Origin of the sequence: Pseudoalteromonas sp. 78C3 (genome assembly GCF_002836695.1) — a bacterium.
GTDB classification, from domain to species: Bacteria; Pseudomonadota; Gammaproteobacteria; order Enterobacterales; family Alteromonadaceae; genus Pseudoalteromonas; species Pseudoalteromonas arctica.
The window spans coordinates 41,520-62,435 of sequence record NZ_PJAV01000174.1 but is presented as its reverse complement, the minus strand read 5'-3'; the positions used below and the strand labels follow the sequence as shown (position 1 = coordinate 62,435).

The window sequence follows — 20,916 nt, the reverse complement described above, 5'->3', positions numbered from 1 at the left end:
GTTCAATGGACTGAGATCGCTGATAACTCTTTGATCCCTTGACTACTCATTGATGATCACACTATTCACTCAAGTTTAATTTATGATAAAAAATTGCGTGTTAGCTAATACTTAACTCACACGTTTGTACTTAATTACTAGTAACTTAGTCGATTAATACTTGTAGCTGTACCGCATTTAAGTAAACTAACCACTCGCAAACAGGGAGTGGTTTTTATGCAGCAAATTGGTATTTACGAGCAGTTAATTACGCAAGTAATTGAGCAAAACTTAAATCGTGATCAATTTTATGTGGGCGAGCGCCAACTTGAAACGGCCGAAGCCGCAACATGGCTTTCACGCTTTTTAAGTAAACTTGTAACACATGCAATCGATGCCATTCCCAACTCGAACGAGCGCCTACAAGAACAAATTAGCCTAGCTAACAGCCTTGTACTTTGGCTTAAAGATCATATTCGTGATGACGAGCTAATTAACGAAAACCTTATCGACAGCCAAGGCCGAATACTTACCGCGCTGTTTAATACCCAAAACCCTATTGCGGCCAACCTTAAAGATTACTCAAGCGATATATTTCCACTCACAGGGCTCACACAAAGCGAGTTATTTAGCGGTGCTAATGCAGGTATATCGCTCGAAACCGAGCTAAAGCGCGAGATTAAATCGTCCGACACTATTTACTGGCTGGTCTCATTTATAAAATGGACAGGCCTGCGCATTTTTAAAAATGAACTTGAAGCGTTTACTAAAAGCGGTAATAAACTCAAAGTTATTACTACTTCGTACATGGGCGCAACGGATGCTAAAGCCGTTGAGTTTCTAGCAAACCTACCAAATACCGAAGTAAAGCTAAGTTTTAACAATCAGCAAGAACGCCTTCACGCTAAATCTTATTTATTTATGCGCAATACGGGTTTTCATACTGGCTATATTGGCTCGTCTAACTTATCGCATTCGGCGCTTACCAGCGGCCTTGAATGGAACTTAAAAATTACCGCACAAGAAATCCCGCACATCATAGCTAAAACCAAAAGTACGTTTGAAACCTACTGGGAATCAAAAGACTTCGAGCTATTTACAGGCGCTGTTGAGTGTAAAGAAAAGCTCATTAATTCACTTAACGAACAACGCGGTGTTGGGCAATCAAGCAGCCAGTTTTATTTTGATATAACACCAAAAACGCATCAGCTCGCTATTTTAGAAAAGCTAAGTGCTGAGCGCAGCGTACATAATCGTTTTAAAAACTTAGTAGTTGCCGCAACCGGCACAGGTAAAACCATAATATCGGCGTTCGACTTTAAAACTGTTTACGATAAAAACCCAAATGCTCACTTTTTGTTTGTAGCCCACCGTGAAGAAATACTAAAACAAGCGCAAAGCGCTTACCGTGGTGTGCTTAAAAATAACGACTTTGGTGAGCTGTGGGTAGGTAACTACAAACCACAACGCTATAACCAATTATTTGCATCAATCCAAACGCTTAATAGCCAAATTGAATCGCTTAATTTAACGCATGATTACTACGACTACATAGTAATAGACGAAGTACACCACGTAAGCGCTGCTAGTTATCGCGCAATATTAAACCACTTTACGCCCGCAATATTACTTGGCTTAACCGCTACACCAGAGCGACAAGATGGTGCAAATATACTCGATGATTTTTGTGGGGTAATAGCCGCTGAAATTCGCTTGCCTGAGGCTATAAACCAACGCCATTTATGCCCATTTCAATACTTTGGATTGGATGACGACACCGACCTAAGCCAAATAACATGGCGAGGCGGCCGTTACGATATAAGCGAGCTAAGTAACCTTTATACAGGTGAAAACAACCGCGCTAACAAAATTATATCGAGCCTTGCTGATATCGTTACCAATGTTCACACAATAAAAGCACTCGCGTTTTGCGTCAGCCAAAAACACGCTGAATTCATGGCCTCTAAATTTAACTTAGCAGGCATAAACGCCGATGTGCTCACCAGCAAAAACACCAATGAGCGCGCGGCTAAACAGCAAGCACTACGCCAAGGCGAAATACAAATACTTTGCGTGGTTGATATTTTTAACGAAGGTGTCGATATACCAGAGGTCGATACTCTACTGTTTTTACGCCCAACTGAAAGCCTAACGCTGTTTTTACAGCAACTAGGCCGTGGTTTACGCCTGCCCGACAACAGCCAAAAGCAATGCTGTACCGTACTCGACTTTGTAGGTAATGCTCGCCCAGAATACGACTTTGCCAGTAAATTTCGCGCACTCATTGGTAAAAGTAATCAGCCAATAAAAACCGAGATTGAAAACAGTTTTCCGCATTTACCGCTGGGTTGCCGTATTGAGCTACAAAAGCATACTCAACAAACAATATTAAAAAATATTCAACAAGCTATAAACTCTAAACGCCGTTTACAGCAGCTTATAAATAGCTATTCGCAACACACTTATGACGCGCTAACGCTAAGTAGCTTTTTACGCATAAACCCACAAGTCACGCTTGAAGATATATACAAACCAAAAGATAAAAAACTCGGTGGCTGGCATTGGCTTAAAGGCGATGAAATTCCAGTAGAGCAGGCCGATATTTACGCCGCGTATTACCGCGCTATAAACACTCAATTACTCGGCTGCGACTCGCTCAGTTACTTGTGCTTTTTACGTGATTTATGTAATAACAACTTTAGCTTTATGCCAACAGCACAAAACCAACAGTACGCGCTTATGGCGCATTACAATTTTTGGGATGGCACTGGTAAAAGCTTGGGATTTAAAACGCTCGAACAAAGCTTACAAGCACTTAAACACAAAGAGCTACAGCACGAACTTGCACAAGTGATCACGCTGTTAATAAACCGCATACACCAGCAAGAAAGTGATTTAGCGTGCCTACCAAACCACGCAATTAAATTACACAGCCGCTACACACGCCAACAAATACTCGCCGCGTTTGGGGCGCACTCGTTTGATAAAAAATCGACCGCCCGCGAAGGCGTTCTAGAATTTAAAAACCAAAACCTAGAGCTGTTATTTGTAACGCTTAATAAGTGTGAAAAAACCTACTCGCCCACCACGCTGTATCACGATTACGCAATCAGCCCCACTCTATTCCATTGGCAAACGCAAAATAGCGCCCGCCCAGAACACGGGCGCGGCCTAAGTTATATTCAGCACCAACAAACAAGCAAAACAATCCTGTTATTTGTACGCGAACAAGGTAAAGACGAAAACGGCCGCACCATGGGGTTTGTAAACTACGGCGAGGTTAAATACCAAAGCCACAACGGTAGTCAGCCGATGAATATAACGTGGGAATTAACCAACCCCATGCCAAGTGAAATGTGGCATGAGGCTGGGAAGTTAGCAATTGGATAAATATAAAAAATGGAAATAGTTAAATGATAATAAATAGAATTCATATAAATAAGTTTAGAGGCTTTAATGATACATCTTTCAACTTAGGAGAACACATAACATTAATCGCTGGTCAAAATGGTACTCAAAAAAGTACATTGCTTGGGATATTGACTCAGACATTTACAATACCAACAAAAGATCATATTTTTTCTGATGAAAAACCTCTAACAGGTGGAAGTTTTAGATCTTCATTTCAAGATAAATTCAGATTATCACCAACTTTAGATATACCGGGCAGCCATGAGTGGACTCTATATTTTAATGATTTAAAGCTGCATTCTGATTTAGATGATGAAGGGGGGTTTACAATTGAAAGTATCCCACGTAAATCTGGACATAATGAGACTATTCGTTTTTGGCAAAAAGGAAAAAGAGACGCAGGGAGCGGCTATATACAATTACCTGTCATTTACCTTAGTTTAAAGAGGCTAATACCAATTGCCGAAGCAGGTAAAGTATCAGAAACAAATGAAGAGTTAACAAATAATGAGCAAAAATGGTTCTCTGAAAATTATAATAAAATTTTACTGAGCAATGACCAATTAGAGTCGATTGATTACTTAGAGAGTACTAATAAAAATACTTTAGGTGTGACCACTGCTCATTATGACTGGCATTCAAACTCTGCCGGTCAAGACAACTTAGGAAGGATATTGTTAGCGATTATTTCTTTTCAAAGACTTAAAGCAGAACATCCAAAAGAATATCAAGGAGGGATTTTAGCAATTGATGAAATTGATGCCACTCTTTATCCCGGCTCTCAAGTAAAGTTACTAGAAGCTCTTTGTCGTCTCTGTAAAAAAGAAACTATACAGCTTATAGCAACAACACATTCTATCCACCTCCTAGAAAAAATATCAGAGCTTAAAGCGGAAAGAGGACGAGTGAAACAGTTCAATACTATCTATTTAAAAAAAGTAGATGGAAATGTTGAGATTGTTGAATCACCTAGTTTCGAACAAATAGTAAATAATTTAAATGTATCAATTAACAAACATGTTCCTGTACAAAAACTGCCTATCTACACTGAAGATAAAGAATGTATGCAATTTGTGAAAGCAATGCTCGGCAGAAAATTTAAGAATTTAGAGTTTTTAGACATATCACTTGGCTGTAAAAATCTAATACAATTAGGAATAAAGAAAGTACCTAGTTTTGCTTACAATAATTCAATTATTGTACTCGATGGGGATGCTCGTCAAGATTTAAAAAATAAAAGATTGAAGAATTTCATTTGCTTACCAGGTGAACTAAACCCTGAAAGTTTGCTTGCAAATTACCTTGATAACTTATCAGATAAAAATGCTTTTTGGGAAGAAAGAATCATGGGCTATTCAAAGCAGTTTTGTTTTTCCAACTATAAGCTGCAAGATATTATATCTGATAGGGTTAAAGCTAAAAAGTGGTATAGAGAGCAACTAGAAACGAACGCCTGGGGACAAAATGGGACTGCGCTTTATAAACTTTACTTAAAAACGATTCCTGATGAATTGGATTTATTTTTAAACGCTTTTTCAAAGTTGCATAAAGATTTTTTTGATAAATAGTAAATACAGGACTAAAAGTTAACTTAACTTTTGGTCCTGTTTGAAATGTGATCGAATCAAATTAATAATTTCATAGAACTGCTTTACCGAGTCTTTGCAGTTTTCTTAACTCTTTAAAGCTAATATCTGGTTTAAACATAACTTTTGCTATATCTGGATTGTGAATTATGACTTCAGAGCCCTTTCGCTTTATCTGAGCTGTATATGTCAACCCAAAATGCTGAGGCTCAAACTCAGAGTAAATTCCACATATTTCAGGGGCATCATCATAAGTAACAATCCAAGGCTGCTGAATTTTCTTTACACTCTCGTAAAGCCTATAATGATCTTCGTGCTCAAAGAAGTTTTGATAGAGCCCTTTACCCTTAACATAATATGGAGGATCAATATTTACTAGGCATTTACCTTCTATATTAGGTAAGTACTCTTCTATGAATCTTACAGCATCAACATTACCTAAAAGTATATCGCTTTGACGCTCTGCAATAGCCTTTATTTTAGCAATGAGCTTTTCTTTGTTAAAACGGCAATCCAATAAATAGTCCCCGTCTTGTTCTAAGCCACCTATGACACCTGCTTTAATTATACCCGACCGGTTAGTTCTATTTAAGAAAAAAGTAGAGAAACCTAATTCCAGAATATTTGAATTTCCACAACCTTGAATTGCTTTTTGCCTGTGCCATTCTGAAATTGTTACTTCAGTCCCAGTAATCAATTTACAAAGATCTTCTGTCTTATAAAGCACACAGTACCAAAACGCATAAATAGATGGATCAAGATCATTTATCCATACTTTTTTTACGTGCCCCTCCAATAATAAATACCAAGCAATTGCGCAGCCACCTGCAAATGGTTCAACGTAAGTACCACCTTGCAGGTTATTTAATTTAAGTGTTTCCACGACATATGCTGTCAGCTTTGATTTCCCGCCAGGGTATCTTAATGGAGAATAAAACATTACTTTTCCTTTAATTCAATAAGCACACTAAGTAAGGGAGAAAGCATATCCCAAAAGCCATTTAAAAATTTACGATTTACTTTATGAGTTTTTGTTCCATGCACGTAATCATTTAAAGTATTTAGACTATGATCGTTACTGTGCGTCAAAAGCTCTTTGATTACCTTGTTAGCAGCTTTATCTTTTATATGTTCAGATTGAAGATACTTGATACGTCGGATTAAACTAACCTCATTATAATCTTGTTTGTATGCATTAGTAACCTCTGCCTGTAAATTTTGAGTAGTAATATATTCATCGACAGACAAATCAAGGAAAACTCTTAGAGAAGCCGCTGTGACATTTTTATAACGTTCAACAGGTAACTTCTTAAATTCTTTGAATAAAGCTGATAACTTATAGCTAGACACTGATATCTGATAATAATCTGACGTAAGTTGGTTCCTATCTGGATTAGCTTTCAACTCTCTTGGTGTGGACCCATTTTGTGCAACAGCATCTTCTTTTTGCTCATTTTCTTTCGTTTCCTCAATGCTGTCTACTTTATCGGAGTCGAGCTCGTTAGTATCGATTACAAGATTAGTTTCATTATCAGGAAACTCTACTTTGGGTAATTTAGAGTAAATTTCATCAAAGCGATTATCAATGGTTCTTGTAGTTATGGCATAGCCCAACTCATTATCACTTGGATTTAGCATAAGTTTTAAGAACTTAGCATATGCATTACAAAAGCTTTCTAAATTTGACTTTATTAAAATAGACATTTCATCGAACTCGATGCCCCACTCAGTTCTAATGAACTTATTGAACCAGCGCTCTAAAACAGTCATGCTTATTCTATGGCTATATACAGCCTCTTTCTCTTCAATTGTTAGATGCTTAGCTACCTCATATTTAGTAGCTAAATCTCTTAACCCTACATACCTCAATGCCTCAATAATTTCTCCTCTTTTAAGGTTTGTAATTTCAATTGTTTTATCGATACTTTGGTTCGTTTCTTCATAAATATTAAGAATAAAACGCTGTTGCTGTAAACGCTGCCATTTTTTTAAGAGTGAGCCTGTAGAATGACGTTGCAAAATATACCATCGAGTTTCATCATATGATGGAGATACACACACTCTAATTTTCTCTATGGTGTCACGCTCAATATCTCTAGCTTGCTCTATTACAAAACGTCGAATTGATTTTGGGGCCTTTTCAGGGTTTCGTAATAATTTTAGCGCCAAAACCCTTCTATTACCTTCAGCAACCACATACTTGTCACTTGCATCTTTCCAAACGACAATAGGATCAAATGATCTAAAACCACGTTCAGAAATTGATTTAATTAGCTGCATAAATTCTTTCTTTTCAGATTCGTCGCTCATTAAATCATCAATAAAGTCATTTAATCTTAGGTGCTGATCAGCTGGATCTAATCGAGGGTTATCAACCCAGAGTTTTAAATTATCCACTGAACGTAATACCCTTTTTTCCCACCAATTTTCTTTTCCCATAATTTTACCTTCAACTTTAAATTCTTAAATTAATTACTTTTGATTTAACAAGACTACCTCAACTCTCAATAATAAGAGCTTCTAAGCACTCCAATTCCCCCGTGTTCACACCTGAAACTGAGTTAATGATGAGTAATTTACAGCATGAGTATGGATGCTGTAAAAAGCGTAGCTTGCCCATGGATGGCCTATCTACGCTGATTACGTTCACATCATTAACAATGTTGAAGACCAAGTGTGATCCTCGGGTGCGCCGTGGGATTCCAAAGGGCAGTCGGCGGCAGCCGCCCTTTAATTGCCATCGCCAACGCGATATAACCTCGAATAGAGGTTTTTAAATCTCTAAATCCATACGCCAAAACACCAATTTATGAGCGCGATATAAAATCGCACCTACACATTAATTACATCGAAGTTTAAAAGCTTCGCTTTTCGCGCGAGCAAGCTCAGCGCCTACAACCCAAAGCGCGATGTAAACTCCCGCCTATATTCATAAACACCAATCGACCAACACACTCCAATTCCCCGTGATCACACCTGAAACTGAGTTAATGATGAGTAATTTACAGCATGGATGCTGTACAAAGCGTAGCTTGGCCATGGATGGCCTATCTAAGCTGGTTACGTTCACATCATTAACGTAAGTTGAAGATAAAGTGTGATCCTCGGGTGCGCCGTGGGATTCCAAAGGGCGGTCGGCGGCAGCCGCCCTTTGGTTGCCATCGCCAACGCGATATAACCTCGAATAGAGGTTTTTAAATCTCTAAATCCATACGCCAAAACACCAATTTATGAGCGCGATATAAAATCGCGACTACATTCATAAACACCAATCTACCAACACACTCCAACTCCCCGTGATCACACCGAAACTGAGTTAATGATGAGTAATTTACAGCATGGCGGAATTTTGTTCCCGACAAATTCCAAGTACCTAAATCCCTTTAGGCAATGCTGTACAAAGCGTAGCTTGGCCATGGATGGCCTATCTACGCTGGTTACGTTCACATTATTAACGTAAGTTGAAGATACAGTGTGATCCTCGGGTGCGCCGTGGGTGACGAGTGACCGAAGCGAAGCTTCGCAGCACGAGGAAGTGGAAGCATGGATGCTGACAGGAACCCAGCTTCATGGACGAATTACCTCGTACAATGTCAAAATATCTCTCAAATGCCGCCCTTTGGTTGCCATCGCCAACGCGATATAACCTCGAATAGAGGTTTTTTAAATCTCTAAATCCCACGCCAAAACATCATTCATAAACGCCGCAAATTTAATCAACATTTAAAAGCTTCGCTTTTCGCGCGAGCAAGCTTTGCGCCTACAACTAAAAGCGCGATGTAAAACCGTGACTACATTCATAAACACCAATTTACCAACATACTCCAACTCCCCGTGATCACACCTGAAACTTAGTTAATGATGAGTAATTTACAGCATGGATGCTGTACAAAGCGTAGCTTGGCCATGGATGGCCTATCTACGCTGGTTACGTTCACATCATTAACGTAAGTTGAAGATAAAGTGTGATCCTCGGGTGCGCCGTGGGATTCCAAAGGGCGGTCGGCGGCAGTCGCCCTTTGGTTGCCATCGCCAACGCGATATAACCTCGAATAGAGGTTTTTGAATCCCTTGAAGCCCTTGAATCCCTTGAATCCCTTGAATCCCTTAAATCCCTTGAATCCCAAGCAAAAAAACAACTGATGAGCGCGATATAAAATCGCACCTACACATTAATTACACCGAAGTTTAAAAGCTTCGCTTTTCGCGCGAGCAAGCTTTGCGCCTACAACCCAAAAGCGCGAGATAAACTCCCACCTACAGCACGAGCTACAAATTCTGTATTACACGTCATACCTTGGCTTTTCTTCCGCTACTAAATCCAGCCCTACACTTAGTTGCTGATATTTAAAACTAGCCGCTTCTTCAAAATAACCTTTTTTTACCCATAACTTTGCACTGTTAACCTGCGCAACCTGATATGCCCAATTACTTACTGCAAGTGACTTATCTGAATCACAATAAAAGTAAGGTTGGAGTTTATTGGCGATTTCGGCTTTATGAGTATCGAGGTTTTGTTCTAGCCAGCGGTCGCGGTGAGCGAATGCTGCAAGGTGGTCTCGCTTATTGTTATTACAATCAGCATGCGCAGCAACAAAGTTATGTGCTAAGTCGTTTGGATAACGCTTAAACGGGATAAAATGATCGACCTCTGGTGTTTTTTTAGTTTCTTTTTCGTTTTTTAGATTCATTGGCTTTTGGCAATAAAAGCAAAGCCCTTTTTGAATATCAATAAGCAGCGGCGCAACTACTTTTAAAGCAGTTCTATTAGTACCAAACAAAAATTCTTGTAGCTGGCTTTGCGATCCTAATAGCGTTTGGTTCGCTTTTATTGTTTGTACTTTTTCTACCCATTCAGTAACACTAAGATGCACAACCAAATCATAGAAACGCCTAAAACACTGAGCAATACCTACATTTAAAACAATTCGCTTTGGCTCTCTGCCTTTACCTAAAAGTGTATGAGGATATAAAAAGCACTCTTCTTTTCCCGAAAGTAACTGCAAGCGCCAAAGAGGCCCATCAATAAATGTACGCCGTAATGAGCTTATTACTTTGCTGTATTGCTGATGATTTTTGAATGCGTTATAACTTTTAATACCTGCATTTTGCAGCTTAAATATCTCGGTAATGAACTTTGCTTGGCCTAAGCTATTTTGCTTAAGTAACATATCTTCGGCATTGGTTATTATATCTGTTGTACCCAACGCATAGGGCACTGAATGATTCCAATACAGTTGAATAAACTTATCAACCAATGTGTCGATTTCAATTTCCATTGGAGCTTCGGGATTACTATTTTTATGCTCTACACACACATCAGCGATTGCATGTAACAATGCATATTTATAAGTAGCTGTAAATTCACCTTCGACCAACATTCGCTGAATATATGCAATAAAGTCGAGCTGTTGCTGCATTGCTCCAATCATAAAACGTGCACTACTTTTATAAGCGCATTTAGCCATACTTCACTTTCGCGCTCTGGTCGCTTGTCAACACTTTGCCATTGTTTAATAGCTTTTAACTGCGTATGGCTAAGTAAATGCGTTAAAGCATTTTCGTTTAAATCGGTAAATTCACGACCATTGTGCACACGCTCTGTATCGCCATATTTAAACGATATATACAAAACGCCATTCGGTTTAAGCGCATTTTGTAGGTTTAAAAACACCTGCGGTAACTCAGCCTTTGGAACGTGCAATAAACTAGCGCAGCACCAAATCCCGTCGTATTGATTTACACTATTTAGCTCTTGGAATGTTTTAACCGCCACAGGTTGCTGTAAGTAACTGCTTGCCAACTCTGCCAGCTCTGGGCTTGCATCAAACGCACTTACAGTGAAACCCTGCGCTTTAAAAAATGCGGCATCGCGCGCACTGCCACAACCGGCATCTAAAATACTCCCGCGTTGTGCAACGTGCGGTAAAAACTCAGCATAAAGCGCCGACATATCAACGTTAAGTGTTGAGTCGCTAAAAGCTTTGGCGTTTTGGTTGTAATAAGTAAGTGTGGTGTTTGACACGAGACTCACCGCTCCTTGGCTAATCGTTTAACAGCTAAGGCGCTGTTAATACTGCATTCATTATTTGTTTAATCTACAGGAACAAGCGCATTAAATATAGGCTTAATAAGTAGAAATTTTTAAATTAATACGCCGTTGTTATTAAGCACTGATGCTGAGTGACACACGCTGTATAAAATTTAAAACACCAACAAACAAATTACCAATAACTTTTAAATCATCACTTTTATTTGCAAACAAGCCAAATACCGCTAAAGTAATCATTAACACCTTAATGACCGAGTAGGCACTCATTAATGAGATCTGAACAAGCTTTAAAAATGGCGCAGCGATTAGGGGATTTAATACGCCAGCACCGCACTTTGCATTACACGCAAAGCACCTTTGCAAAAATGATTGGTGTGTCGCGCTCTACTGTGCAAAAACTTGAGCAAGGCGAGACAGTTAAAAGCGATATTTTATTTGAAGCTTTAGTCGTGCTGCAATTACAAGGATCGCTCCTTGATGAAATTAATGAATTAGCCGCCGATGTAGGTGGCTACAATGCACGGCAACGTAAAACCAATAAAGCGCAGGTTATTAACGATGACTTCTGAATGTTATGTGTTTATTGACGGGTTTGAAATTTATTATTTCAAGTATGGCGCTTTACGAACACAAGCGACATTGATGCTGCACGCTTAACAAGCGTGATTTCTACTATTGAATAAAAAACTCAAAAAGCGGTTATGCACTTCAAAATTGAATCTGCGTTATGTTTAGCGCGATATAAATCACGCTAAACGTTTTTTGTTACTTTTTTCTTAGCCAAAAAAGACTCGCAGGCACCGAAATCCACGCCTGCTTACCTAACGAATCAAGGTAAACAGCTACTTCTTCTTTACTGCCTGGGCTGAAATATGACGGCTGTTGTTCTTTTAGTTTTTCTTGTCCGGTGAGTATTTTGCTAAAGTGTTTATTTTGCTGCTGGAGCATTTTTTTGTATTCGTTAGCGGGTTTTGAATCACCATGCATTACAAAAGCACTTAGCGCACGGCTTGCTGTTGTGTGTAGTTCTTGAAAATCAAAGTCGGCCAATAGCGCTTCTAACTTTTCCCATTGTTTATTAATAATTAGGCAGTTCATTAATAAAAAGCGGTTTGCTTGATTGTCGTTTGGGTTTAGCTTTAATAACTCTTCGAGTTCTGATTGCGCTTTTTGGGTATAACCATGCAGTGCGTGTATTTTTGCTCGATGCGCGCGAAGCATCATATAAGGTCGGGTTTCGTGCAAACCCCAAAAGTACCCGGTGTTGTCTTTAATAAACTGCTTTGTTATGAGCCCACTTTCCATTATTTCTAAAAGCATTTGCATTGGCTCAAGTGCTTTTAGCTCGGTATCGGCAAGTACTAGTTCAAGTAGTTCATCAAATTCATCTAATTCATTTGGCTCTTCGTCTAAAAAGTGGTTGTTAAATTCGGCTTCGTTTTCATCAAATACTGCTCGCTCGTTACTAAATCGAAGTTCAAAAATAGCGTCGGCCATAAAATAAACATAATTACGTTTATATTCTTGGGCGTTGTATTGGGCAAATTCACCAAACTCTTTTGCGGCGATTTTGGGGCTTGTAAATGCTTTTAACACTGTAGTAAAGCTGTTTATAGAACGTTTTTGCTCTGTATTGAGCATGCGTTTATTTATATTTTTAAGCGCCTGTAAAACCCCTTTACAGTAATTTGGTAGGGGCATATTCGGCTTTAGTGACTCACGGTAGTCTTGTTTAGATAGGCTGCATTTTGCTGGCATTTTTAATTCGTTTTGAATTATTTTATCCATGCTTTGGTTATACAGAGCCATTAAGCTTTCGAGGTATTTTAGCTCAGTCTCGTTTTGAATATTAAACTCTCCAAATAGATCTGGGTGCCACTCACTGGGAACAAGTAGTTGAGGTAATACACCTAATCCCATTAAGTAGCCTTGGATAAAGTAATAATCTGGTTTTTTAGTGCTTAATTCACTGAGTTTTATAACATCACTGCGTATTTTGGCTGGTGACATAACGTGCCCTGCTATGTATAAATTTATTATTAGTGTACCCATAGATAAAGCTACCAACAACGCTAGTTTAGTTGTTTTATCCTAAAAATGAATTTTTAACGGAATATTTACAAATTTAACAAGCCCGCGCCGCTAAAATACAAAAGCTGGTTTATACTGTTGTAATAATAAGCAAAAATAATAACTATGAGGCGCAATGAATAAATTAATTACTATATTTTTATGTTTGCTGTTTACGGCTCCATTTAATGTATTTGCTTGTGAGAGAACCTTTAGCGTGGCATCGCACGATGCTTTTTGGCCGCCTTATGTAATGGGTATTAACGGTAAACTGCAAGGCTCGGAGGTTGATGCGCTTAACATTATATTTGCTGACTCCCCTTTTTGTTTTGAAGTTAAGTTACTGCCAAATTCTAAGCGGGCTTTTATTGAGCTTAAATACGGCCGTATTGATTTAGGATGGGCTGCAAGTTATACAGACGAGCGCGCTAAATATGTGCACTTTAGTGATAACTACCGAACTGAGGTTATGCGCTTATACGAAAACAAAAATAATCAGCATAGTGTTAAAAACCTCGAAGACATTTTTAAACAAGGCTTTATTGTTGGCGCTAACTTTGGAAGCTATTACGGCGAGGAGTTTGAGCAATATAAAACTAAATATAAAAAGCAGATTGAATACACCAGTGCAACCAGTAAACGCTTTGAAATGCTTAATAAACAACGTATTGATTTTGCTATTGAAGACGAGTTAGTGGGGGCTTATTTTGGCAAAAAAGGCTCAAATATAAAATTAGTAACCAATATTGAGCATGTAAATAAAGACGATATTTATTTAATGTTTAGCAAACAAACGGTGTCGGTTACTGAGCTTGCGGTAATTAATGAATATATAAACAAAAATAAAACAGCACTTAAAGCGTTGTTTGAACACTAATTTAAGGAGTGTAATGAAAACTTTATTTTTAGCATTTACTACACTGCTATTTACTCACTTTAATGCCCTTGCGTGTTCAAAAACATTAGTAATGGGCACTAACGAAACTAATTGGCCGCCTTACCTTGTTAAGCAAGGTGATACATTTTTAGGCGCAGAAGTGGATGCTGCAAACGCTATTTTTAAAGATTCAAAATTTTGTATTAAATGGACTTATTTCCCGAGTTTTTCGCGTGTTCAAGCTGAGCTTAAAAATGGCCGAGTAGATATAACCTACGCGGCAAGTTACACAAAAAAACGCGCTCAATATGCGCACTTTAGTTTGCCCTACCGCGCAGAAGTTATGCATCTTTATAAACATAAAGATTCGCCTGATGTAACAAGCTTACCTGAGCTTTTTAGTAAAGAGTTTACAGCTGGTATTAACCGAGGAAGCTTTTTTGGTAACGAGCTTGAACAACTAAAAACTAAGTATCCAACACAGGTGGTGCTTACTGCCCAAGCAAATAATCGATTTAGTATGCTAGATAAAAAACGAATTGACTATGTTATTGAAGACTCTGCTGTTGCACAGTACTTTGTAAAAAAACACCCCTCAATTACGCAGGTAAAGTCTATTACACCAATTAACGTTAACAACGTGCATTTTATGCTAAGTAAAGAATCGCTAACTCTTGATGACGTGGCGACGGTTAATCAACTAATTATCAAAAATGCGGCCGCTATAAAGTTAATTTATCAGCCTGTGCATTAAAGCATGGGCAATAACGTGGTTATTTGGCTACAACACTTATTTAATGTTATTGGCGGTAGTGGTTATTTATATTCCCCGCTGTAAGTAAGCAACACCGCTCACGCTAAAAATAGTGGCTTAAAATCGAGAATTGCCGTTATTTTCGCTTGGTTATAAATTAGCTGCCTTTTATCTTTCATTCGTTGTGGCTGATCTGTATAATTCGCCAGCTAATTTACCCTATTGTCTGGTTCTTGTTTGTGGCGTTTTGCTGCAGCTTACTCCTGTCAGTACTAATCTAGGATTACCTTTTTTGATCTCCACCGCAAATATTACGATGCAGTTTGGCGCAGAGCCGTTGTTTGAAAACATTTCAGCTAAATTTGGTAACGGTAACCGTTACGGTTTAATTGGCGCTAACGGCTGCGGCAAGTCGACTTTCATGAAAATTTTAAGCGGTGCGCTTGTTCCAAGTGCGGGTAATGTATCTATTACTCCAGGGTTGAAATTAGGTAACCTAAGCCAAGACCAGTTTGCTTTTGAGCAATACAGCGTTGTAGACGCGGTAATTATGGGCGACGTGGAGCTTTGGAAAGTAAAGCAAGAGCGCGAACGTATTTACTCGTTACCAGAAATGAGCGAAGACGACGGCATGAAAGTAGCCGATCTTGAAAGTGTATTTGCTGAAATGGACGGTTACACGGCAGAAAGCCGCGCTGAAGAAATTTTGCTTGAAGCGGGTATCGATAAAGAATTTCATTACGGGTTAATGGCAAACGTTGCTCCAGGTTGGAAACTACGTGTGCTTTTAGCTCAGGCGTTATTTGCAAACCCTGACATTTTGCTACTGGATGAGCCTACCAATAACTTGGACATTCATACAATTACGTGGCTTGCTAACGAGCTTAACAAACGTAAATGTACGATGATTATTATTTCGCATGACCGTCACTTTTTAAACTCGGTATGTACACACATGGCCGACATTGATTACGGCGAGCTGCGTATTTATCCTGGTAACTACGAGAAGTTTTTAGATGCTGCGGGCCTACAACGCGAGCAACTTTTAGCTGAAAATGCTAAAAAGAGTGCTGAAATTGACGAGCTACAAGACTTTGTTAACCGTTTTGGTGCTAACGCTTCTAAAGCTAAACAAGCAAGTTCGCGCGCTAAAAAAATGGATAAAATTAAGCTTGATGAAGTTAAATCTTCAAGCCGTATGAGCCCATCACTTTCGTTTGACGAAGGTAAAAAAATGTACCGCCAAGCGCTTGAAGTTAATAAGCTTGGCCATGGTTTTGATGGCGAAACATTATTTACTGGTGGCGACTTACTACTAGAAGCTGGCGCTAAGCTTGCTGTAATTGGCGAAAATGGTGTGGGTAAAACTACATTTTTACGCTGTTTAGTAGACGAGCTTAAAAGTAATGAAGGCGAAATTAAATGGTCTGAAAATGCGACCTTTGGTTATTGCCCGCAAGACAGCACTAAAGATTTTGAAAACGATTTAACGTTGTTTGATTGGATGTCGCAATGGCGTACAGCTAAGCACAACGATTTAATGGTTCGTGGCATGTTAGGCCGTTTGTTGTTTACAGCAGACGATTCAAACAAAAAAGCGCGTAACTGTTCTGGTGGTGAAAAAAACCGTCTGTTATTTGGTAAGTTAATGATGCAAGACGTTAATGTGCTTGTTATGGACGAACCAACTAACCACATGGATATGGAAGCCATTGAAGCGCTTAACAATGCGCTTAAAGACTTTGAAGGTACGCTTATTTTTGTAAGCCATGACCGCGAGTTTGTATCGTCATTAGCTACGCGTATCATTGATATTAAAGATAAAAAAGTAATCGACTTCCAAGGTACGTTTGACGAATACCTAGCAAGTTGTGAAGAGAAAAAAGCATAAACTTTTTCTAATTGCTTATAAAAACGGTGCTAAATTTAGCACCGTTTTTTTATGTGTGGAATTTGAGTTTAACTATAAAATTAATTAATAAAGGCTTAAATAAATAATTCACTAAGAGGTTAAGAGACGCTACGCTTTTAGAGTCAGTGATAAAATACTCGTTTCTGGCTTGGTTCTTCTCATTTACTCCTCTTTGGCTTCTCCTAGTGCAATAGTTTTTCAAGTAAATAATTCACTAATGATGATATAAGACGCAGCGCTTTTAAAGTAAATGATAAAATACTCGTTTTCAGGCTTGGCTCTTCTCATTTGCTCCTCTTTGGCTTCTCCTAGTGCAATAGTTTTTCAAGTAAATAATTCACTAATGGTGATATAAGACGCAGCGCTTTTAAAGTGAGTGATAAAATAAAAAAGCACTGTTTTTTTGACTTTATTTTTCTTAGTTACTGCTGCTTCGCTTTTCCTTATGCAATTAATGGCTCTTATCGCAGAGCTAATTATTCACATTATTTTATTGGTAAATACTGCATACATCACTGCTTTAAATCTAGTCATATTCTCCTGTAAGTCTTTGTCGCTTAATGCTAATGTTTATGGAGTGAGTTATTTAAAACTTTAATGGCTAAACCAAGAGGTAACTATGTCTAATTGGGTTGAAGCAACAGTAAAAAGCGTAACATGGTGGAGCGAAACGCTCTTTAGCTTAACCGTTAATGCTAATGTAGAGCCGTTTAAAGCAGGGCAATTTACAAAGCTTTCTATAATGGATGGCGACAAGCGTATTGCTCGGGCTTATTCATATGTGAATGCCCCTGAAAATCCCGATCTTGAATTTTACCTTATTAACGTTATTGACGGTTTGCTTTCTCCTCGTTTAGCTACATTACAACCTGGCGAAACCGTATTAATAGAACAACACGCAACTGGCTTTTTTACCCTTGATGAAATACCACAAAGCGATCAGCTTTGGATGTTAGGTACTGGCACTGCCATAGGGCCTTTTTTATCAATATTGCAACAGCCCGATGTGTGGAAAAAATACAAAAGCATAAACTTAGTGCATGGTGTACGTTTTAATAACGATTTAAGCTATCAAGCACTTATTAACGAGTTATTAAGAGTGTACCCCGAGCAACTCAACTATATTCCTGTTGTAAGTAGAGAAGAGCCATTACAAGGCTTAAGTGGGCGGATTACTAACGCAATTGAGAGCAACGGCTTGTTTGAACATGTAAAATTAAACCCTGAGCCTAGTAATGCACAATTTATGATTTGCGGAAACCCACAAATGGTAAAAGACACCACCGCGCTACTTCTCGATAAAAACTTTACGCGTAACCGCCGTAAAGCACCCGGTAACATTACTGTAGAGCAGTACTGGTAGGCTACAGTGGTGGTATTAACTACCCGATAACGTTAAAATTTGCTATGTTGCACCCTTATACCAATATTATCAAAAATATGATCATTCTATCGCATTAAATAACTCACTAACTGCGTTAAAAATTATTCATATAGTGTAACTATATGTCACAATTTTCGCCTTGTTATTGTGCTATTTTCTTGACGTTATAATAGATCACTTATTTAATGTAATTGGTATTACACGTGTTTAGTGTTCATTTTAGGAAAGTTATGAAACCGTTATCTATTATTTTTGCCTCGTTAATTACCACCGTTGCGCTTATTACTTACGCCGCAGAACAAAGCGAGCCTGAGCAAAAAGAGCAGCAAGTTGAAGCTCAAGCAAACGCTGAAAAACCAAAAGTTGAAGATGAGCAATCAGTAACTCAAGCCAAAGCTGACGACAAAGTAAATACGCTTGAATACAAAGCACCTGAGCTTAAAAAGCCAACAATTGATGCGACTAAACCAGACGATTCAAAGGTATTGGGTAACGAGCAGATTAAACCTACTGAAAAACCTAAAAATAAAATAGAAAAAGCAGTGGCTGTAGCCGAAGCTGAAAAAGCAGTTACGCAAGCAAAAGAAGCGCTGACAGTTAAGCAACAAACTAAAGCTAAGCAATCGCGCGAATCACTTGCGGTAGTAGAGCAGTTAGTTAAAGCGTATAACGCGCGTAACATTGAAGAGTTTCTTCGGGTATATGCCGAAGATGTTGAGTTTTATATTTTCCCTAATGAGCTATTATTTAAAGGTAAAGAAAAACTAATAGAACGTTATGGGCTAATGTTTAAAAAGTTAAAGTGTATTCACTCATCACCAATTAAGCGCATAGTCCACGGTGATATAGTGATTGATCACGAACTATCAGAAACCTGCTCAACTGACGAAAAGGTAGTTGATAAACGCTCAGAACTTATTTCGAGTTACCAAATTAAAGATGGAAAAATAGTACGCGTACTGTTTTTTAGATAAAGGCTTTATATGCAAATAAATGACGACAAAAAAATTCGCTTAATGTATCGCATCGAGCCCGGTTGCCTTGGCCCTAAGGGTGCTGAGCATGTTGAAGATTTTTGTCGTTTTGCAAATAAACATATTAAGTCACCATTTTATGGCCAATTTGTATTTTTACCTCGTTACGATAAAGCCATAGACGAGCGACAATATAGCGTTAACAGCCGTAATTTATCCCTTGTGCAGGCTCGAGCTTACTTAAAGCACTTTGATATTAATATTGAAGAATTTGAAGAACAACTCGACGAGCTCCTCACTAAAGCGATTGATTTATACTTTAAGCGATAGCGTTTAATTGCTGTTGCTTAGGTATTCTCCCCCTCCGCAATACGTTTTTATTTTAATTATTATTAAAAATATAAGTAATTTCTTTCACAAAGATAAAGTAATCAGTAATAACTGAGAAAAACCAGATCAGCCAATATGTATCACTTACTTTAAAAGCGCAGCGCCTCTTAACCTCTTTGTGGATAATTCGCCCTTTAAAAGCTTTTATTTGCACAATGAGAAGTAAAAGAGGAGTAAATGAGAAAGCCAAAAACAGTATTTTTATGTTTTATAACTACTCTAAAAGCGCAGCGCCTCTTAACCTCTTTGTGAATTAATTAGCTCTTTAAAAGCTTTTATTTGCACAATGAGAAGTAAAAGAGGAGTAAATGAGAAAAGCTAAAAACAAAAACCAGTATATTTATGTTTTATCACTACTCTAAAAGCGCAGCGTCTCTTAAGCTCTTTGTGAATTAATTAACTAAATATTTTAAAAGCCCTAAAAACAAAAAAAGCGGTGTTAATTTTAACACCGCTTAATGCGAAATATATTTAGCTATATACTTTAGTAAGCTTGGGTTACAACATAGGTTTTATAACATCAAACACAGCTTCTATATGGTCGTCTCTGTCGTTTAGTGCCGCTATGTAACGGTACTTTTTGCCGCCTGCGTTTTCGAATATTTCACGATTTTCGCCTTCTAGCTCTTCAAGTGTTTCTAGGCAGTCGGCGCTAAAAGCAGGACTGATAATGGCTACATCGGTAATACCCTCATCAGGCAGGGCTTCAAGCGTTGCATCGGTATATGGCTTTAACCACTCGGCTTTACCAAATCGACTTTGAAAAGTACTAATTACTTTGTCTTTATCAAGACCTAGTTTTTCTACAACTAAGCGCGTGGTTTGTAAACATAGGCAATGGTACGGATCGCCGCGCTCTAAAAATAGTTTAGGCATACCGTGATACGAAAAAACAATTTTTTGTGGCATACCATTCGCTTCTAAATCCTCACTAATACTATTAGCAAGTGACTCAATATAACGGGTGTTTTTATGATAGCCATTAATAAAATGCAGCTCTGGCACCCAGCGCCATTTACGCAGTACGCTCGATACAGCATCGAACGTTGAACCCGTGGTTGGGCTAGAATATTGCGGATACATTGGCAATATAATAATACGCGTTAAGCCTTTATCACGAAGCTCCTCAAGGCCGGCCTCTATTGAGGGATTACCATAGCGCATAGCCATTACTACTTCGGTATTGGTATAACCTTGCTCTTTTAATAAGGTATTTAGCTTTACGCTTTGTTGGCGAGTGATGTGAGTAAGCGGTGAGCCATTTTCGGTCCATATACTTTCGTATAATTTAGCCGAACGCTTAGGGCGCACACGCAAAATAATGCCATGTAAAATTATCATCCATACTAGGCGTGGTATTTCTACAATGCGTGGATCTGATAAAAACTCACGTAAGTATATACGAAGCGCAGCAGCTGTTGGTGCATCAGGGCTACCTAGGTTAGTAAGCAGTATTCCCGTTTTTTGGTTAAAACGCCCATCATGGGGATTGTCAGTAACCGCAGAAAATCGCGACACAGAGTGCTC

16 protein-coding genes are annotated in these 20,916 nt (G+C 38.5%); 9 read left to right on the top strand and 7 right to left on the bottom strand.

Annotation, left to right across the window (positions count from 1 at the left end; translation table 11 throughout):
* Positions 1–216 precede the first annotated feature (216 nt).
* Both CXF76_RS19380 and CXF76_RS19375 read left to right on the top strand, forming a co-directional pair.
* Positions 217–3,369 carry a DUF3427 domain-containing protein gene (locus CXF76_RS19380; RefSeq protein WP_101164402.1) on the top strand — a complete coding sequence of 1,051 codons (3,153 nt, stop codon included), beginning with the start codon at positions 217–219 and terminating at the stop codon, positions 3,367–3,369.
* A 23-nt stretch (positions 3,370–3,392) separates the two neighbouring features.
* Positions 3,393–4,958 carry an AAA family ATPase gene (locus CXF76_RS19375; protein WP_101164401.1) on the top strand — a complete coding sequence of 522 codons (1,566 nt, stop codon included), beginning with the start codon at positions 3,393–3,395 and terminating at the stop codon, positions 4,956–4,958.
* A gap of 70 nt (positions 4,959–5,028) precedes the next feature.
* Here CXF76_RS19375 and CXF76_RS19370 read toward each other — a convergent pair whose 3' ends face one another.
* The 5 genes from CXF76_RS19370 to CXF76_RS20875 form a co-directional block, all read right to left on the bottom strand.
* Positions 5,029–5,916, bottom strand: coding sequence for a DNA adenine methylase (locus CXF76_RS19370; protein ID WP_101164400.1), 888 nt, complete (start codon positions 5,914–5,916; stop codon positions 5,029–5,031).
* Positions 5,916–7,415, bottom strand: coding sequence for a ParB/Srx family N-terminal domain-containing protein (locus CXF76_RS19365; RefSeq protein ID WP_101164399.1), 1,500 nt, complete (start codon positions 7,413–7,415; stop codon positions 5,916–5,918). The genes CXF76_RS19370 and CXF76_RS19365 overlap by 1 nt, the downstream gene beginning before the upstream one ends.
* Positions 7,416–9,259: 1,844 nt before the next feature.
* Positions 9,260–10,444 (bottom strand): HNH endonuclease, encoded by a 1,185-nt coding sequence (locus CXF76_RS19360; RefSeq protein ID WP_232785139.1) that lies wholly within the window; start codon positions 10,442–10,444, stop codon positions 9,260–9,262.
* Positions 10,405–11,001: a class I SAM-dependent methyltransferase gene (locus CXF76_RS19355; RefSeq protein ID WP_101164398.1), complete on the bottom strand. Its 597-nt coding sequence runs from the start codon at positions 10,999–11,001 to the stop codon at positions 10,405–10,407. The genes CXF76_RS19360 and CXF76_RS19355 overlap by 40 nt, the downstream gene beginning before the upstream one ends.
* A gap of 141 nt (positions 11,002–11,142) precedes the next feature.
* A complete protein-coding gene (locus CXF76_RS20875) occupies positions 11,143–11,265 on the bottom strand; it encodes a hypothetical protein (protein WP_269801307.1) in 123 nt (40 codons plus the stop codon).
* A gap of 32 nt (positions 11,266–11,297) precedes the next feature.
* Here CXF76_RS20875 and CXF76_RS19350 point away from each other — a divergent pair, with 32 nt between their 5' ends.
* Positions 11,298–11,597: a helix-turn-helix domain-containing protein gene (locus tag CXF76_RS19350; RefSeq protein ID WP_024591148.1), complete on the top strand. Its 300-nt coding sequence runs from the start codon at positions 11,298–11,300 to the stop codon at positions 11,595–11,597.
* 196 nt (positions 11,598–11,793) lie between these two features.
* Here CXF76_RS19350 and CXF76_RS19345 read toward each other — a convergent pair whose 3' ends face one another.
* Positions 11,794–13,038, bottom strand: a complete 1,245-nt coding sequence (locus CXF76_RS19345; RefSeq protein ID WP_024591147.1) for a UPF0149 family protein — start codon at positions 13,036–13,038, stop codon at positions 11,794–11,796.
* A 196-nt stretch (positions 13,039–13,234) separates the two neighbouring features.
* Between CXF76_RS19345 and CXF76_RS19340 the strand changes: the two genes are divergently transcribed.
* The 6 genes from CXF76_RS19340 to CXF76_RS19315 all read left to right on the top strand — a co-directional run bounded on the left by CXF76_RS19340 (position 13,235) and on the right by CXF76_RS19315 (position 19,329).
* Positions 13,235–13,975 (top strand): substrate-binding periplasmic protein, encoded by a 741-nt coding sequence (locus CXF76_RS19340; protein ID WP_101164397.1) that lies wholly within the window; start codon positions 13,235–13,237, stop codon positions 13,973–13,975.
* Between the two features lie 13 nt (positions 13,976–13,988).
* A complete protein-coding gene (locus CXF76_RS19335; protein WP_101164396.1) occupies positions 13,989–14,729 on the top strand; it encodes a substrate-binding periplasmic protein in 741 nt (246 codons plus the stop codon).
* A gap of 292 nt (positions 14,730–15,021) precedes the next feature.
* Positions 15,022–16,620: an ABC-F family ATPase gene (locus CXF76_RS19330; RefSeq protein ID WP_010555514.1), complete on the top strand. Its 1,599-nt coding sequence runs from the start codon at positions 15,022–15,024 to the stop codon at positions 16,618–16,620.
* Positions 16,621–17,260: 640 nt separating this feature from the next.
* The gene (locus CXF76_RS19325; RefSeq protein WP_101164395.1) at positions 17,261–18,004 is read left to right on the top strand and encodes a ferredoxin--NADP reductase; all 744 of its coding nucleotides are present in this window, start codon (positions 17,261–17,263) and stop codon (positions 18,002–18,004) included.
* Between the two features lie 251 nt (positions 18,005–18,255).
* On the top strand, positions 18,256–18,999 hold the full coding sequence (locus CXF76_RS19320; protein WP_101164394.1) for a nuclear transport factor 2 family protein: 744 nt from the start codon (positions 18,256–18,258) through the stop codon (positions 18,997–18,999).
* 9 nt (positions 19,000–19,008) lie between these two features.
* Complete coding sequence (locus CXF76_RS19315; RefSeq protein WP_010555512.1) at positions 19,009–19,329, top strand: hypothetical protein; 321 nt, start codon at positions 19,009–19,011, stop codon at positions 19,327–19,329.
* A gap of 558 nt (positions 19,330–19,887) precedes the next feature.
* Here CXF76_RS19315 and hemH read toward each other — a convergent pair.
* Positions 19,888–20,907 carry a ferrochelatase gene (hemH, locus tag CXF76_RS19310; protein ID WP_007583511.1) on the bottom strand — a complete coding sequence of 340 codons (1,020 nt, stop codon included), beginning with the start codon at positions 20,905–20,907 and terminating at the stop codon, positions 19,888–19,890.
* Between the last annotated feature and the right edge of the window lie 9 nt (positions 20,908–20,916).

Excerpts from the sequence above, each read along its gene's own strand:
- CXF76_RS19380 (WP_101164402.1), top strand. The coding sequence starts at position 217 with ATGCAGCAAATTGGTATTTACGAGCAGTTAATTACGCAAGTAATTGAG.
- CXF76_RS19375 (WP_101164401.1), top strand. The coding sequence starts at position 3,393 with ATGATAATAAATAGAATTCATATAAATAAGTTTAGAGGCTTTAATGAT.
- CXF76_RS19370 (WP_101164400.1), bottom strand. The coding sequence starts at position 5,916 with ATGTTTTATTCTCCATTAAGATACCCTGGCGGGAAATCAAAGCTGACA.
- CXF76_RS19365 (WP_101164399.1), bottom strand. The coding sequence starts at position 7,415 with ATGGGAAAAGAAAATTGGTGGGAAAAAAGGGTATTACGTTCAGTGGAT.
- CXF76_RS19360 (WP_232785139.1), bottom strand. The coding sequence starts at position 10,444 with ATGGCTAAATGCGCTTATAAAAGTAGTGCACGTTTTATGATTGGAGCA.
- CXF76_RS20875 (WP_269801307.1), bottom strand. The coding sequence starts at position 11,265 with ATGATTACTTTAGCGGTATTTGGCTTGTTTGCAAATAAAAGTGATGAT.
- CXF76_RS19350 (WP_024591148.1), top strand. The coding sequence starts at position 11,298 with ATGAGATCTGAACAAGCTTTAAAAATGGCGCAGCGATTAGGGGATTTA.
- CXF76_RS19345 (WP_024591147.1), bottom strand. The coding sequence starts at position 13,038 with ATGTCACCAGCCAAAATACGCAGTGATGTTATAAAACTCAGTGAATTA.
- CXF76_RS19340 (WP_101164397.1), top strand. The coding sequence starts at position 13,235 with ATGAATAAATTAATTACTATATTTTTATGTTTGCTGTTTACGGCTCCA.
- CXF76_RS19335 (WP_101164396.1), top strand. The coding sequence starts at position 13,989 with ATGAAAACTTTATTTTTAGCATTTACTACACTGCTATTTACTCACTTT.
- CXF76_RS19325 (WP_101164395.1), top strand. The coding sequence starts at position 17,261 with ATGTCTAATTGGGTTGAAGCAACAGTAAAAAGCGTAACATGGTGGAGC.
- CXF76_RS19320 (WP_101164394.1), top strand. The coding sequence starts at position 18,256 with ATGAAACCGTTATCTATTATTTTTGCCTCGTTAATTACCACCGTTGCG.
- CXF76_RS19315 (WP_010555512.1), top strand. The coding sequence starts at position 19,009 with ATGCAAATAAATGACGACAAAAAAATTCGCTTAATGTATCGCATCGAG.